Below are 14,164 nucleotides of genomic sequence, written 5' to 3' on the forward strand. Positions count from 1 at the left end.
TCAGTGTTTTGTCAGCCAACACGCCGCACGTGGTCGCTCTCCGGTTGCTGGGTAGGCGGTGTGTATCGAAGCGTATTTTTTGCGCGATAAAGCGCCTCATCGGCATTTCGAAACGCAGCGTCACAGCTCGTCTCGCCGGCAGGCACGACGCTGAGCCCGAACGACGCTCCGATAACCACGGGCTTTTCCTGTATGAAATAAGGCTGGGAAATCTCCAAGCAGAGTTGCCGGCAAAACAACTCGGCTTTCGCCGGAGAAACGTCTGACATCAGGAGGGCAAACTCGTCACCTCCAAGTCTGAAGACGCTGTCTCCTGCACGACAGGCCGCTTTCAGACGTGCAGCGACTTCCTTTAGCAACGCGTCACCCGCTGCATGGCCATGGCGGTCGTTAATCGCTTTGAAACCGTCAAGATCAAGGCAAACGACGGCAACCTCTCCGGTTTTGGACATTCGACCGAATTCCGGGGAAACCATCGATCGGTTCGCGAGGCCAGTCAGAAAATCATGCGTGGCAGCATGCCTCATCCGGCGCTCGGCTTCGACGAGAGAAACGATGGCACGCCGTGAAATGCGTGCCGCAACCGTACAGACGACAACGAGAACCAGAATGACGGCGACTGCGAGTGGCAGCGATTGCCTTAGCAGATCATGTGCCGGCGTCGCTGGACGCCAGGACAATGCCTGCGCCTGCCCGTTCGGCCCGCTTGCCACCTCCACCTTCGCACGCCCTTCGGAAACGTTCACTGCGGGTCCCATGGTCGCGTCGTCGAGCAGGAAACGATTACCGAGGAATTCCTGAAGACTGCCGGCGATAGGGATTGCTGAGACGAGGATGGGGGCATGTGTACCTTGTGGAACGGTGGTGCTGAAATCCGGCTGAAACAGGCTTGCCGACAGCAGCACTGCTTCATCGCCAATCACTTCGATCTTGCTGAAGGCGATCGGCTGAGGGATACCGGCTGGGCGACCGGCCTTTTCCTTGTCTCTGACGGAATCGATGAGCGGACGCGCATCAGCGGCTATCATTTGCGGCCCGCGAGCGAAAAAGGGCCGGCCCTGGAATTCATCGTCCGTTTTAGTGTAGACGATGTCTCCGCGACCGTTGATGATCATGACGAAGCGCGTCCGTGACGTCCCGATCAGCGAACGGCCGATGTTGCGGTCAGTCCATTCCAGATCGAAGGCATTGTCGACCTTGGCGATGGCCTCATCCCATATCGTCCAGGCCGTCAAAGCGAACTCTACGTCGGAAATCCAGATCGAAATATTGCGGGATACCAGCGTCTCCTGACGCTCGCGGACTTCCCTGTCTAGCCGGGCAACCCCGAAGTACGGGATCGCGGCAAGACCGATCAGAAGGACCGCGACGAGCAGGACGGCGGAGCCTACAAGTCTGAATTGGGTTGAGCGCATCTTAATAGGCGTCCTGATGTCGTGGAGACGGCATATTGAAGTTGCGGCGTTTAACAGCGGTTACGATCTCTGCTTTTTCAGACGTGTGGGTTAATGCTTTATTTTAGCTATAGCGTAATTGCGGACGGCGCCGGCCCTACAAGTCAGTAGCCGGCGCCGCGATCGCAGCTTTATCTTTTTTCGATAGCCGCCAATATCTCATAGGCGGCGCGAACCCGCTCGACATTGGGATAGAATTTATTGGCCAGGATGACGATGCCGATCTTACGCTCTGGAATGAAGGCGACATAGGCACCAAAACCATTGGTAGATCCGGTCTTGTTGATCAGCACATCCTTTCGCGGCGCCATGGGCGGGGAGATTGCCGTGACCGGGACGGTCTTCACCAGTGCACCCGAATTCGCCTCACTCAAAGTGTTGAGCGAAACCGGATAGGCAAATTGCTCCCATACCATGTCCTGCGTCATGGGACCGACGCTGAAATAGCCGGTGTGGGTAGCCGTAACTGCCTGCTGGATTTTTGCATCCAGTTTTTCGAGCGCCATGTTAGCGTTGACGAAGCGGATCATGTCGTCGGCCGTCGATCTCACACCATAGGCCTCGGAAGAGAGGACACCGGGTGTCAGGCGGACGGGGTCACCATTCTTTTTATAACCCTGCGCATAGTCGTCCATCTTTGCTTTCGGCACCACGGTGAAGGTGTTTTTGAGACCGAGCGCAGAAAAAAGCGTGTTGTGCATGGCGTCATCGAAGCCCTGCCCCATCGCCTTTGCAGTGATGTATCCAAGCATGCCGATGCTGGGATTGGCGTAACTTCTGTGGGTGCCGGCCCTATAGGAAGGTTTCCACCCCTTCAGATAGGACATCAGTTGCTCTTCCGTTTTCACGTCGTCCGGCACCTGCAAGGGAAAGCCGCCTGCCGTATGGGTGCTGAGATGATAAAGTTGGACGTTGCCAAAAGGCTTGCCCTTCAGCGCCGGAACATAGTCCGCAACCTTCCCCTCAAGCGAAAGCTGACCATTTAGTGCGGCATAGGCGCTGAGCGTCGCGGTAAAGGTCTTGCTGATCGAGCCGAGTTCGAACAGCGTCTGCGGCGTAACCGCCGCGCGCGTTTCGGTTGAGGCGACGCCGTAGGTGAAGACTTGGCTCTGTCCGTCAACAGTGATGCCAACGGCCATGCCGGGAATGCCGTTCTTCTCCATGATCGGCCTGATGGCGGCGTCGGCTGCCGCTCTCAGCTCGGCCTCATCGGCGGCAGATGCCTGCACGGAAAGGCCCGTCGAGAGCAAGGCAGCCAATGCGATATGTCGGCGGGTGAATTTCATGTTTCGCTTTCTCCAAAACCTCAGGTGGATTTTCGGCCTCTCAGCCAGCCCCAGCGAAAAACGTGTAACCGCGCTACATTGCACGAACAAACCATGATATCTGGGACGAGACACAAGAAAATCTAGGTCTTGGATGGTACGGCAATTTCTTCCCCTGAACGGTCTGCGGGCTTTTGAAGCCTCCGCCCGGCATCTGAGTTTTACCCGTGCGGCCATCGAGCTTTGCGTGACCCAAGCGGCTGTGAGCCAGCAGGTGAAGGGGTTGGAGAGACGTCTTGGCGTGGCGCTTTTCCAACGGCTTCCGCGCGGTTTGAAAATCACGGCCGAAGGCGAGGCACTGCTCCCGACGGTTACCAGTTCCTTCGACCAGATGGCAACGACGCTTGACAGGATCGAAGCCGGACACGTGCGCGAATTGCTGTTTCTGGGCGTCGTCGGCACTTTCGCCGTGGGCTGGCTGCTGCCACGGCTGGCGGCTTTTCAAAAGCGATACCCGTTTATCGACGTCAGGATTTCGACAAACAACAACCGAGTGGATATGGCGGCCGAGGGCCTTGATTTTGCCGTTCGTTATGGCCAGGGCTCATGGCACGGCACCGATGCATTCCGGCTCTTCGAGGCGCCGCTTTCCCCGCTGTGCACGCCGAAACTCGCAGAGACACTAAAAACTCCCACCGACCTCATGGAAGCGACCTTGCTGCGCAGTTACCGTGCGGATGAATGGAGCACCTGGTTTGCAGCGGCCGGCGTGACGCCCGCCGCGCAGGTCAACGCGGGTATTGTCTTCGATACCTCGCTTGGAATGATGGAAGCCGCGCTTCAGGGGCTTGGCGTTGCGCTTGCGCCACCATCGATGTTTTCACGGCATCTTGCCTCGGGTGCGATCGTTCAGCCATTTCCCGTTACGATTTCGCTCGGGAGCTATTGGCTCACCCGGCTGCAATCAAAACCGCCGACACCAGCGATGCAGGCGTTTTCCGAGTGGATGTTTGAGACGATTGGTTCCTCCTAAGCAGCCGATGAGATAGCCAGCAGGACGCCGCCGGCGGCACAGAACAACACCACCGCCCATGGCGGTGTTTTCCACACCGTCAGCAGGATGAACCCGGCAAGCGCGAGTGTGAAATCCTTTGCCGTAAAGATGGCACTCGTCCACACCGGATCATAGAGAGCAGCACCGAGAATGCCGACGACGGCGGCGTTTGCGCCACGCATGGCCGCTTGCGCGAGCAGCCGCTTCCGAAACCCCTCCCAGAATGGCAGCGCGCCGACAAGCAGAAGCATACCCGGCAGGAAGATCGCAACAAGCGCAATGGCAGCACCTGCCAGACCATTCGGCTGCGGCCCGACAACCGCGCCGAGATAGGCCGCGAAGGTGAAAAGCGGCCCGGGGACGGCCTGGGTCGCCCCGTAACCGGCGATAAAGGCATCTTTCGTCACCCAGCCGTTTGAAACGACTTCCGATTGCAGCAGCGGCAGGACCACATGCCCGCCACCGAAAACCAGAGCGCCAGCCCGATAAAATGCATCAAACAGGGAAAGGCCCTGCGATGCATCCGATGCCGCGAGCAGGGGCAGAAAAACAAGAAGGAGAGCGAAACTGGCAAGCGAGACAAAGCCGACAGTTTTCGGCACCCCGAAACTGAGATGGCTCGCCTGCCCAGCGGCTTCTGCACGACAAAAGACCAGACCGGCGACGGCACCTACAGCGAGCGCCAACACCTGTCCGAAGGCGCCAGCGACAAAGACGACGCAGACAATCGCGGCAAGCGCGATGCTTGCGCGCTCCCGGTCCGGCGTGAGGCTTTTCGCCATACCCCAGACCGCCTGCGCCACAACGGCAACGGCAACGATCTTCAAGCCGTGCAGCAAGCCCGTCCCGACAGGTCCATCGATGGAAGCCGCAACCGTGGCGAAGAGAACAAGCAGAATAGCCGAAGGCAGGGTGAATGCCGTCCACGCTGCAAGGGCACCGAGCGGCCCTGCCCTCAGCAGCCCCAGCGCAAAACCGACCTGGCTTGAGGCCGGCCCCGGCAGGAACTGGCAGAGCGCCACAAGATCGGCATAAGCGGTCTCATCGATCCATTTGCGCCGGACAACCAGCTCATCGCGAAAATAGCCGAGATGCGCGATAGGACCGCCAAAGGACGTAACCCCGAGCTTCAGGAACGCCGCAAAAACCTCCCCCGGTGTGCCATGCCGGAGGCTGCGCCCCTCTGTCTCTACAGTTCGCGCTGACGATTCCACGGAAGCTCCCTTGTGTGCAAACGGCTAGTCGTCAACACAGATCTGTCTTGAAATGGTCTCGATATCAAACACCATGATGACAGGGATATGAAGGGGTGGCACCAGTAAAACGGCGTCGCTAACTCAACCTGCCGACATCGCCGAGAGCCTGTCCGGCTGGAAGGCTTCCAACAATCCACGATAGGGTTTGGCGAGCGGGGTGGCATAGGCACCGCGCTTGGCAGTGGAAAGCCCCATGGCGACCAGCGATTCCGCCTGTTTGACGGCTGCCGCGACACCATCGACAACAGGCACGCCGAATTCCTCGCGCAATTCGGCGGCAAGGTCAGCCATGCCGGCACAACCGAGCACGATCGCTTCCGCCCTGTCATCTCTGATCGCCAGCGCGATTTCCTCGCGCAACCTTTCGCGCGCGTTGGAGCCGGGATCTTCCAACGACAGCACCGGAATATCCGCGGCCCTCACATTGCAGCGCGAGGACATGCCATATCGATGGACAAGGTGTTCCACGGGCAATCTTGAGCGCTCCATCGTCGTGACGACGGTGAATTTCTGGGCGATGAAAGCGGTCGCCGACACCGCGGCTTCGCAAATGCCGAGAACGGGAATATCGGCCAGAGCGCGCGCCGCATCGAGCCCGGTATCGTCGAAGCAAGCAATGATCGCAGCATCGGCTCCAAGCTGCGGCGCCTTTGCGAGTTCCAGCAACAGGCCCGGGACGGCAAAAACCTCGTCGTAGTAACCCTCGATTGAAACAGGGCCCATGGAAGAGGTGACGGCAACGATTTCCGTGTCGCGGCCAGCGATCCGATTGGCGGCATCGGCAATTGTTGCCGTCATGGACTGCGTGGTGTTCGGATTGATGACGAGAACGCGCATTTTCCGTTTCTTTATCCGCGAGAATGGCGGCGATTGAGCATGACGATCAGACCGAGCGTGGCCGCGATCACCAGGAATGAGAACAGGGTTGTCACAGCGCCCAGTGCATAAAGCACCGGTGTCGTGACGTTGGTGGTCATGCCGTAGATTTCCAGCGGCAAAGTATTGTAAGTGCCTGCCGTCATCAACGTGCGGGCGAACTCGTCGTAAGACAGCGTGAAGCCGAAAAGACCGACGCCGATCAGGCTCGGTGCGATCATCGGCAGCACCACATGGGCGAAGGTCTGCCAGGAGGATGCTCCAAGATCTCGCGCCGCTTCCTCATAGGACGGAGAAAAGCGGTTGAAGACGGCGAACATGATGAGCACGCCGAAGGGCAACGTCCAGGTCAGATGCGCGCCGAAAGCTGATGTATACCATGAGGGTTCCAACCCAAGCTGCTGAAAAAGAACACCAATGCCCAGCGATATGATGATCGACGGTACGACAAGGCTGGCAACCGAGAGATAAAACAGCGGTGTCGCGCCGATGAATCTGCGCCGGAAAGCGAGGCCCGCCAGCAGCGAGACAAGGACTGTGACGATCATCACCATCAGCCCGAGGCCGAAGGAACGGCGGAAAGAGCCGCCAAAGTCGCCGACCGCCTGTTGCTCGAAGAGGTTGCCGAACCAGTGCAGCGACATGCCGTTGAGCGGAAAGGTCAGGCCGCCATTCGGACCCTGAAAGGCGAGGATGAGAATGGCCGATAGCGGGCCATACAGAAACAGCACAAAGAGCGCGAAAAAGAAGGCGAGGATATAAAATTCGCGGCTGCGTTTTTCCCGGTGCATGGATCAAAGCTCCTTGCGGATATCGACGATGCGCAGGATGCCCGCGACCATCAGAAGAACGAGGATGAGCAGGATGACGGCGTTGGCGGCCGCAGCCGGATATTGCAGCAGCGACATCTGGTTTTTCATCATCAGCGCCACCGAGGCGCTCTGCCCGCCGGACATGACCTGAACCGTGGAGAAATCCGCCATGACGAGCGTCACGACGAAGATGCTGCCGATGGCCATGCCGGGCTTGGCGAGCGGAATGATGACATTGGTGAGTGTCTGCCAGCCGGTCGCGCCGGCGTCACGCGCCGCCTCGATCAACGATTTGTCGATGCGCATCAGCGTGTTGAAGATCGGCGTGACCATGAAAAGCGTATAGAGATGCACCATGGCCAGCACCACGGCGAAGTCGGAATAGAGCAACCACTCGATCGGCTCGGGAATGATGCCGGTGCCGACCAATGCGCTGTTGACGAGACCGTTTCGCCCGAGAACGGGAATCCAGGAAATCATGCGGATGATGTTCGAGGTCAGGAACGGCACGGTGCAGACGAGGAACAGGACCATTTGCATGGTGGTGGTGCGAATGTGGAAGGCGAGGAAATAGGCTACCCAGAAACCGCAGAAAAGCGTGATCGCCCAGACCATGGCGGCATATTTCAGCGTGTTGAGATAGGTCTGCCAGGTGACCCACGAGCCGAGCGTCTCCAGGTAATTGAAAGTGACGAAATCGGGGTACATCTGTGCGAAGTCGTAATCCCAGAAGCTGACGACGGCGATCATCAGGATCGGCAGAGCCAGGAAAAAGCCGAGGATCAGGAAAAGCGGCGTCGCCTGCACATAGGAGACGAGCTTTGGCGGCAGCGCGAAGCTGCGGGGCGGCTTGTCCTTATTTTTATCGCTGACGCCGATGAGTCTGACCGTCACCATGGGGGAGCCTTTCGGTGGATTTTCGGATGCACCGGCGGCTTTCGCACCGGGCAATGTGTCAGGCAAAGCTCTCTTCAAACGCGACGTCACCCTCGGGCGGGTACCGAGGATCCAACCACATTTGATGTGGTGGCTCGTGAGATCCTCGGGTCAAGCCCGAGGATGACGGAGAGATTAGAGGCTCTGTCCCTGTCAAGACCGGCAGCCGACGCCACCGATCTCAACTTTTTCGGGTGCTATGCGGCGATAAACTCGTTCCAGCGGCGGACCATATAGCGGTCTTCGTCCATGACAGAGTTCCAGCACGCCACCTTGCCCATGCGCTCCTCGAAGGAGCCGCCATCGCGCACCGCGCCGGCCTTTTCCATGACCTTGCCGTCTGGTGCGATGATATCGCCCTGCGCGGGCTTGCCTTCGACCCAGTAGCCCCACTCGTCGGCGGTCATGTGCTCCTTTGCTGTTTCCATCGCCGCGGAGTAATAACCCTGACGATTGAGGTAAGCACCGACCCAGCCAGAGGTGTACCAGTTGATATATTCATAGGCTGCATCGAGCTTCGCACCGGACAGATGCTTGGCGAGACCCAGACCACCGCCCCAGGAGCGATAGCCTTCCTTCAGCGGCTGGTACTTGCAGGCGATACCCTTGGAGCGGACGGCGGCAACGGCGGGCGACCACATGGACTGGATGATGACTTCGCCCGAGGCCATGAGGTTGACGCTTTCGTCGAAGCTCTTCCAGAAGGCGCGGAACTGGCCGTCCTTCTTCGCCTTGATCAGGAAGTCGATGGTCTTGTCGATCTCTTCCTTCGTCATATTACCCTTGTCGGCATATTTGATGTTGCCCATGGCTTCCATGATCATCGCCGCGTCCATGATGCCGATGGACGGGATGTTGAGGATCGAGGTCTTGCCCTTGAACTTCGGGTCCATGATATCGGCCCAGCTGGTGATATCACGGCCGACGAGATCGGGGCGGATGCCGAGCGTGTCAGCATTGTAGATGGTCGGAACCATGGTGAAATAATCGGTTTCGCCCTTGGCGAAGGTCTTGTCGCCGGGCTTCTCGACGTAACCGACCGTGTGCGGCGCGGTGCCCTGCGCCACAACGCTGTCAGGCTTCAGCTTGCCGTTTTTGAACAGCGGCACGATCTTGTCGTAGTACTTCAGCTTCTTGATTTCCATCGGCTGGATAACACCCGCCGGATAGACCTTCTTGAGGATCCAGTATTCGATATCGGCGATGTCGTAGGAATTCGGCTGGGTGACGGCGCGCTGGGCGGCTGCATCGGAATCCGTCGCCGTCATCTCAAGCGTGATGCCGAGATCGGCCTTGCACTTTTCGGCAATGGCGTTGAGGTTCGACACGCCGGTGCCGAACTGGCGGATGGTGATGGGGTTCTGTGCCCAGATGGTCGGGAAGCCGGTGATGAGGCCGGAGCCAATCGCCGCACCTGTCGCAGCCGCGCCTGCCTTCAGAAGGCCACGGCGGGTCAGGCCCTTCTTGCTGTTGGTGGTATCGGTCATTTCAAAGTTCTCCTCTGGTTATTTTTGGGGTCACTTCTCTACCCGGCCGAGCACGATGGCATCGGCCGCATTCCATGAAAGCGGTATGGCATCACCGGCCTTGACCGGGTTCTCGAAAAAGGCGGCGTCGCTGAGGATGACGTTGAAATCCTCGATGCCCGCGCCGGTGACCGCAATCTTCACGCTGGCGCCGCGATATTCGACATTCGAGACGATGCCGGTGAAACCGAGGCCCGGCTGGTCCGCCTCGCCGACGCGCACGCGGTCGGTGCGCACGGCAATATCGACCGCGCCATCGTCGGGCGCGACGCCGCTTGCGGTGAAGCTGCCGCCGCCGACAACTTCCATTATAACGAGATCACCGGTCTTTTCCCGGAAGCGCCCGGAGATGACATTGTGGTCGCCCATGAAGCGGGCAACGAAAGCGGTCGCCGGACGCTCGAAGACCTCACGTGGCGTGGCAGCCTGCTCGATGCGTCCGTCGTTCATCACGACGATGATATCGGCAAGCGCCATCGCCTCTTCCTGGCTGTGGGTGACATGGACGAAGGTGATGCCGAGCGAGGTCTGCAGCTTCTTCAGCTCGGCGCGCATGCGGATCTTGAGGAAGGGGTCAAGCGCCGAAAGCGGCTCATCCAGCAACAGCGCTTCGGGATCGGTGATGAGTGCACGCGCCAACGCCACACGCTGCTGCTGCCCGCCGGAGAGCTGTGCGGGGCGGCGGTTGGCGTAGGGCTCGAGCTGCATCAGTTGCAGCATCTCAAGTGCCTTGGCCCGGCGGGCATCCTTGTCCACACCCTTCATCTTGAGGCTGAAGGCGACATTGTCGACGAGATCGAGATGCGGAAACAACGCATAGGACTGGAACATCATCGCCGTGCCGCGCCGGGCGGGCGGCAAGTCCGTCACCACCGTATGGCCAAGCCTGATATCGCCGGTGGAAATCGTCTCATGGCCGGCGATCATCCTCAGCGTCGATGTCTTGCCGCAGCCCGAGGGACCAAGAAGGCAGCAATAGCTGCCGGCGGGAATTTTGAGGCTGATCGCATGCACGGCGGTGGTGCTGCCGTAGACCTTGGAAACGGAAGCGATGTCGATTGCTGCGGCTTTGCTCATAAACACTCTCCTGCGACATCTTGGTCATGCAGGAGCCGTGCCAGTTGGGCTTTGCCATTGATCTAAAATAATATTTGTCCGCTGCCCGAAAAGGTGAATTCGGACATGCTCAAATTTAGGTCGATTGTTTTCGATCCATTGCAGAAATTGTATGCAATCCTGGCCGGCGGATTTTGCAGCTTCTAACGGGCCTTGAACCGCTCGAAAGCGGTGAGATGCTGGATAACAGGATAAGCTTCCCACCTATAGATTTCCGTGCGCAGGAAATGCAGTTCGTCGTCGAGACTCTCTTCCGGTAATTCCACCCACCAGGATTTCGGTCTGCCATCGGAACCATCCGACCAGCGATATCCTCGCTTTTTCAGATGATCCTTCATGTCGAAGGGGCTGTTCTCCGCATACAGGCGCACTTTTGATCGCTGGCTTGCCGCATAAAGTTCGGCAAACGGCGTGTCGCTGTCGCCGGCTCTGGTCTGCCCAAGAACCTCCAGCAGAGCGAAACAATCATCCACGGCGCGATGTCCGTCATGGAAGTAACCCGACTGTCCAATGAGATAGCCGAGCTTGTTACCCTCGAAGCCCCGGACCTTCCAGTCGATTTCGGAAACGGAACAGGCCCAGGCCTTGTCGTGGAAAATAGGGGAGAAAGCCTCGCAAAACGGCCTGTCGAACCCGGCATTATGCGCGATAATCAAATCCGCATCAGCGACAAGGGAGGTGAGGACGTCGATATCGATAGACTGCCCCAGAACCATCTCGTCGGTAATCCCCGTGAGGCGCGTGATGTCCTCTGGAATGGCGATACCGGGCTGGCGAAGTCCGCCATAGACGCCGGTCACATCGCCGATCATCCCGCGATCGTCGAACCTAAAGGCGATGACGCCAATTTCAATGATCTCGTCTGCGCGGTGGTCGAGGCCCGTCGTTTCCGTATCGAGAATCACGCCCCGGCGCGGATAGTCCGGCCTCGGCCGGTCAACGACGGCGCGCTGTTGCAGCCGGCGCAGGACGCGATAGTTGCCAGTGGACTCCAGATAGTTGGCAAGCGCTTCATCATCAGGCGCGGCGCGCTGAGTTCTATCGCGCACCAACGCTTTCCGCCCCTTGTCAGCCTGGGAAAGCCGCGACGCGGCAGGAGCAAAGAAGTCCAACTGAGAGGTCATTATGCGCCTGTCCGCCTTGCCGAAAGATCGAAATTAAGGGACCCAACATATGCGCAGAGGCTGACGGTAACAACAGCATGAAACCTCATCCACAGGAACGACGAATATCCACGGGTACAGTTGAGGGTTGCAGCCTCAATTCAGGATGGTAAAAAAGCGCATCGTTCCCGTGTTCCAGGAGAGAAGAGAATGGCGCTTCCACTACCTTCCAACCCGAAAACGCAAGCCAATGGGGGCCAGCTGAGGCTCTTCCCGCTGCAAAGCGGTCCTCATTTCGCGAATGTCGACCAGTCGCCCGGAGCGAGCGGCATCATTTTCACGGGCTATACGCGCGACGCGAGCGTGGACAACGAAGCCTTCTCCTGCTGCGGCAGCTATACATTGCGCAATTCCGTCCACGCCGCAATTGCTGGCATCACCAGCGACAATTGCACCGTCTTTGCACTGAAAAGCATCATCAATCAGCGCCCCTGCCTCGCTGTGGGTAAATTTGATCCGGATGGCAAGCCGCTGCCATTATCGAAATCGGAATTCGACCAGGTCACGCGACCGCTCTTCCAGTTTGCCGATAAGGTTTCGCCGATCCTCGGCAGTGAGCCGGCGCCTGGCATCCAGATACGCAGCGGCGATGCATCCTATAATTATCAGATCGACGCGCGAAGTGGTCGCTTCCGCTTCACTTACAAAGACAGCATGTATGGCGGCCAGTTCGGTCCATCGGCCGATGGTAACATTTCGCTTGAACATGACGGGCACCGGCTTGCAAAAATCAGCGCCGGCGGCAGCTATACCCAGTCCGACAATTCGATCGCCGCTTCCGCCTATCGCGATGTCGATTCCCGCGGCTTCGAGACGACCGTCCGCAGCGGCGGGGCTTCAGCGATGTTTGGCAGAACCTACACGGAGAACGCGATCACCCGCAAAATCGGTATCGGATACGGCAATACCTCGCTGCGCCGGGAAGATAAGCCGGGCATGATCAAGGAAACGATCGGCCACAAATTCGAAAAGGCCTCACTTGAAGTCTCCCGGACCCGAGACCGCTCGAAGGGAACGGAATATATGCTGACGTTCAAGATGGAGTTCTAACAGCCGGGCGTTTGCCAAGGACAATGGAACACCTCTGGAGCGACGACCCAAAAGAGATTGTGGCTTAAGTCGGTCGGGCGCTGAACCGCCCGGACCGCCTCTCAACCACAACGGAACGCTTTACGACGTCTGGCGATTGAGGACATTCTTACAATTGGCGGGACGACCGATGATTTCGCTCGTCTTGATGACCGATGCTGCGTCGGCGGTCATCTTGATGATGCAGTCGCGACGATGTTCCTTGATCTTCATGCCCTCCGTCTCCGAAACCTGCGTCTTTCCATCGACGGTCCTGATATCGCGCCTGTTGCTGAGACCCGCATAGGTTTCCACATCGACCTTCAGCCAATAGGATTGGGTTGCGCCGTTTTCGATGATAACCTTGTTCGGGCGGCCAAGGCGAGCGATCGCGGCTTCCCGCGGTTGACCAACAAAAGCCGCGACAGCGCGTGAAATCTGCGTCTCTCCTGTCGTGGTGCAGGCCGCTACGAAGACGAGAACGGCTGCGAGACAAGCGGTTTCAAACCATTTCATTTTCAGATCAATCCCCACCGATACAGCGGCCCCCTTGGCCGGCAATCGCCGCCAATCTAGGCACGTTCATGGCTCCCTTAAAGATCGAGCACTGCTTTGCGAGATCAACTTGTTATGATGATGCGGCGCCTTGCGAACCGGTCACGGGGCACGCGGCTATCTGTTGCGAAAAACGGTACAGGGTACCCCCGCTTGCCTGATGTCATGACAGAGAGCGTTGGCTTCGGCTCTATTTTCACGGCCGATACGGGCCGCATAACGCGGGCGCGAGCCAAAATTTCCGCCTCTCTGGCGCACGATCAGTGCGCGTTCTGCATTGAGCGGCTCGGGCAATTGAACAATTGCGCGCGTAAACAGGCGGTTCGCCACGCCGGGATTATAGTGCGCGGAAAGCTGCACACCCCAGGGCGCCCAGTCTGCCGAGGAAACAAGGACGGGATCATTCATGGTGCGGGTGTCGGCGAGCCGCACGCAGGCATCGAAAAAAGGGCGGCTGTCGTCCAGTGCCGGAGCGGCCTTTTCAGGCGGATTATCCTTCCAGGTCTCCACCGGATGACCGGTAATGGCAAAGACGTAGTCCCGTGTCTCCGTCGGCAGGCGACCGTTGGCAATAAAATTGCGAAGGCCTGCCTCGCCCGCATTGTAGGCCGCTGCGGCGAGACCGAAATTGCCGAACCGCGTATTGAGTTCGGACAGATAACGGGAAGACGCCTCCAGTGCGGCGATAATGTTGAAACTGTCGTTCAGACCGCGCAGCCGCGCCGTTCCCGGCATGAACTGTGCAATGCCTTCCGCCCCCTTGGGGCTGACGGCATTCGGCCGAAACAGGCTTTCCCGCCAGATCAGACGCGCGAAATAATCCGGCGGAACCGCGTGCCGGGTAGCCAGCGCTTCGATGGCACGGCAAAGATCTTTGTTGTAGGTCGCTGCATGGATGCACAATTCCGGTGCGACATCGTGCCTATAGGTGCAGACGGCTTTGGGATCAGCGCCACCTTGATCCCGCGCCGCCGCGTCCCCCGCGGCCAGCAGGCAGATGACAAGAGCCAGGCGGCTTATCGATGGTCCTGACAAACGAATGTCCCCAGACTGCTAAGGCGGAAATGGTTGTATCGGCCGATC

The 14,164-nt window shown here is 58.7% G+C and carries 13 protein-coding genes; 2 read left to right on the forward strand and 11 right to left on the reverse strand.

Features of this window, described 5'->3' with window-relative positions:
• Positions 1 to 11 precede the first annotated feature (11 nt).
• Both AT6N2_RS14495 and ampC read right to left on the reverse strand, forming a co-directional pair.
• Positions 12 to 1,415 carry a diguanylate cyclase domain-containing protein gene (locus tag AT6N2_RS14495; RefSeq protein ID WP_209089825.1) on the reverse strand — a complete coding sequence of 468 codons (1,404 nt, stop codon included), beginning with the start codon at positions 1,413 to 1,415 and terminating at the stop codon, positions 12 to 14.
• A 170-nt stretch (positions 1,416 to 1,585) separates the two neighbouring features.
• Positions 1,586 to 2,740, reverse strand: a complete 1,155-nt coding sequence (gene ampC, locus AT6N2_RS14500; protein ID WP_209089828.1) for a class C beta-lactamase — start codon at positions 2,738 to 2,740, stop codon at positions 1,586 to 1,588.
• Positions 2,741 to 2,873: 133 nt separating this feature from the next.
• On the opposite strand from ampC, the gene AT6N2_RS14505 reads away from it, so the two are divergent.
• Complete coding sequence (locus AT6N2_RS14505; RefSeq protein WP_209089830.1) at positions 2,874 to 3,752, forward strand: LysR substrate-binding domain-containing protein; 879 nt, start codon at positions 2,874 to 2,876, stop codon at positions 3,750 to 3,752.
• Here AT6N2_RS14505 and chrA read toward each other — a convergent pair.
• From chrA to AT6N2_RS14540, 7 genes are all read right to left on the reverse strand, one after another.
• Complete coding sequence (chrA, locus tag AT6N2_RS14510) at positions 3,749 to 4,987, reverse strand: chromate efflux transporter (protein ID WP_209089832.1); 1,239 nt, start codon at positions 4,985 to 4,987, stop codon at positions 3,749 to 3,751. The two genes, AT6N2_RS14505 and chrA, sit on opposite strands and share 4 nt — an antisense overlap.
• A 123-nt stretch (positions 4,988 to 5,110) precedes the next feature.
• Positions 5,111 to 5,866, reverse strand: coding sequence for an aspartate/glutamate racemase family protein (locus tag AT6N2_RS14515; protein WP_209089834.1), 756 nt, complete (start codon positions 5,864 to 5,866; stop codon positions 5,111 to 5,113).
• A gap of 11 nt (positions 5,867 to 5,877) precedes the next feature.
• On the reverse strand, positions 5,878 to 6,696 hold the full coding sequence (locus tag AT6N2_RS14520) for an ABC transporter permease (RefSeq protein ID WP_209089836.1): 819 nt from the start codon (positions 6,694 to 6,696) through the stop codon (positions 5,878 to 5,880).
• 3 nt (positions 6,697 to 6,699) lie between these two features.
• Positions 6,700 to 7,614, reverse strand: a complete 915-nt coding sequence (locus AT6N2_RS14525; protein ID WP_063950154.1) for an ABC transporter permease — start codon at positions 7,612 to 7,614, stop codon at positions 6,700 to 6,702.
• Between the two features lie 236 nt (positions 7,615 to 7,850).
• Positions 7,851 to 9,140 (reverse strand): ABC transporter substrate-binding protein, encoded by a 1,290-nt coding sequence (locus tag AT6N2_RS14530; protein WP_063949882.1) that lies wholly within the window; start codon positions 9,138 to 9,140, stop codon positions 7,851 to 7,853.
• A gap of 30 nt (positions 9,141 to 9,170) precedes the next feature.
• Positions 9,171 to 10,256: an ABC transporter ATP-binding protein gene (locus tag AT6N2_RS14535; RefSeq protein ID WP_209089838.1), complete on the reverse strand. Its 1,086-nt coding sequence runs from the start codon at positions 10,254 to 10,256 to the stop codon at positions 9,171 to 9,173.
• Positions 10,257 to 10,438: 182 nt separating this feature from the next.
• The gene (locus AT6N2_RS14540; RefSeq protein WP_209089840.1) at positions 10,439 to 11,419 is read right to left on the reverse strand and encodes a 3'-5' exonuclease; all 981 of its coding nucleotides are present in this window, start codon (positions 11,417 to 11,419) and stop codon (positions 10,439 to 10,441) included.
• Positions 11,420 to 11,608: 189 nt separating this feature from the next.
• On the opposite strand from AT6N2_RS14540, the gene AT6N2_RS14545 reads away from it, so the two are divergent.
• Complete coding sequence (locus AT6N2_RS14545) at positions 11,609 to 12,508, forward strand: hypothetical protein (protein ID WP_209089842.1); 900 nt, start codon at positions 11,609 to 11,611, stop codon at positions 12,506 to 12,508.
• Positions 12,509 to 12,628: 120 nt separating this feature from the next.
• Here the strand turns inward: AT6N2_RS14545 and AT6N2_RS14550 are convergent, their stop codons facing one another.
• Both AT6N2_RS14550 and AT6N2_RS14555 read right to left on the reverse strand, forming a co-directional pair.
• Positions 12,629 to 13,042, reverse strand: coding sequence for a hypothetical protein (locus tag AT6N2_RS14550; protein WP_209089845.1), 414 nt, complete (start codon positions 13,040 to 13,042; stop codon positions 12,629 to 12,631).
• Between the two features lie 156 nt (positions 13,043 to 13,198).
• The gene (locus tag AT6N2_RS14555; protein WP_209091863.1) at positions 13,199 to 14,092 is read right to left on the reverse strand and encodes a lytic transglycosylase domain-containing protein; all 894 of its coding nucleotides are present in this window, start codon (positions 14,090 to 14,092) and stop codon (positions 13,199 to 13,201) included.
• Between the last annotated feature and the right edge of the window lie 72 nt (positions 14,093 to 14,164).

Origin of the sequence: Agrobacterium tumefaciens (genome assembly GCF_017726655.1) — a bacterium.
Taxonomy (GTDB): Bacteria; Pseudomonadota; Alphaproteobacteria; order Rhizobiales; family Rhizobiaceae; genus Agrobacterium; species Agrobacterium tumefaciens_B.

Bases quoted from the DNA above. Each gene is read 5' to 3' on its own strand.
- AT6N2_RS14495 (WP_209089825.1), bottom strand. From the start codon at position 1,415: ATGCGCTCAACCCAATTCAGACTTGTAGGCTCCGCCGTCCTGCTCGTC.
- ampC (WP_209089828.1), bottom strand. From the start codon at position 2,740: ATGAAATTCACCCGCCGACATATCGCATTGGCTGCCTTGCTCTCGACG.
- AT6N2_RS14505 (WP_209089830.1), top strand. From the start codon at position 2,874: ATGGTACGGCAATTTCTTCCCCTGAACGGTCTGCGGGCTTTTGAAGCC.
- AT6N2_RS14515 (WP_209089834.1), bottom strand. From the start codon at position 5,866: ATGCGCGTTCTCGTCATCAATCCGAACACCACGCAGTCCATGACGGCA.
- AT6N2_RS14520 (WP_209089836.1), bottom strand. From the start codon at position 6,696: ATGCACCGGGAAAAACGCAGCCGCGAATTTTATATCCTCGCCTTCTTT.
- AT6N2_RS14525 (WP_063950154.1), bottom strand. From the start codon at position 7,614: ATGGTGACGGTCAGACTCATCGGCGTCAGCGATAAAAATAAGGACAAG.
- AT6N2_RS14530 (WP_063949882.1), bottom strand. From the start codon at position 9,140: ATGACCGATACCACCAACAGCAAGAAGGGCCTGACCCGCCGTGGCCTT.
- AT6N2_RS14535 (WP_209089838.1), bottom strand. From the start codon at position 10,256: ATGAGCAAAGCCGCAGCAATCGACATCGCTTCCGTTTCCAAGGTCTAC.
- AT6N2_RS14540 (WP_209089840.1), bottom strand. From the start codon at position 11,419: ATGACCTCTCAGTTGGACTTCTTTGCTCCTGCCGCGTCGCGGCTTTCC.
- AT6N2_RS14545 (WP_209089842.1), top strand. From the start codon at position 11,609: ATGGCGCTTCCACTACCTTCCAACCCGAAAACGCAAGCCAATGGGGGC.
- AT6N2_RS14550 (WP_209089845.1), bottom strand. From the start codon at position 13,042: ATGAAATGGTTTGAAACCGCTTGTCTCGCAGCCGTTCTCGTCTTCGTA.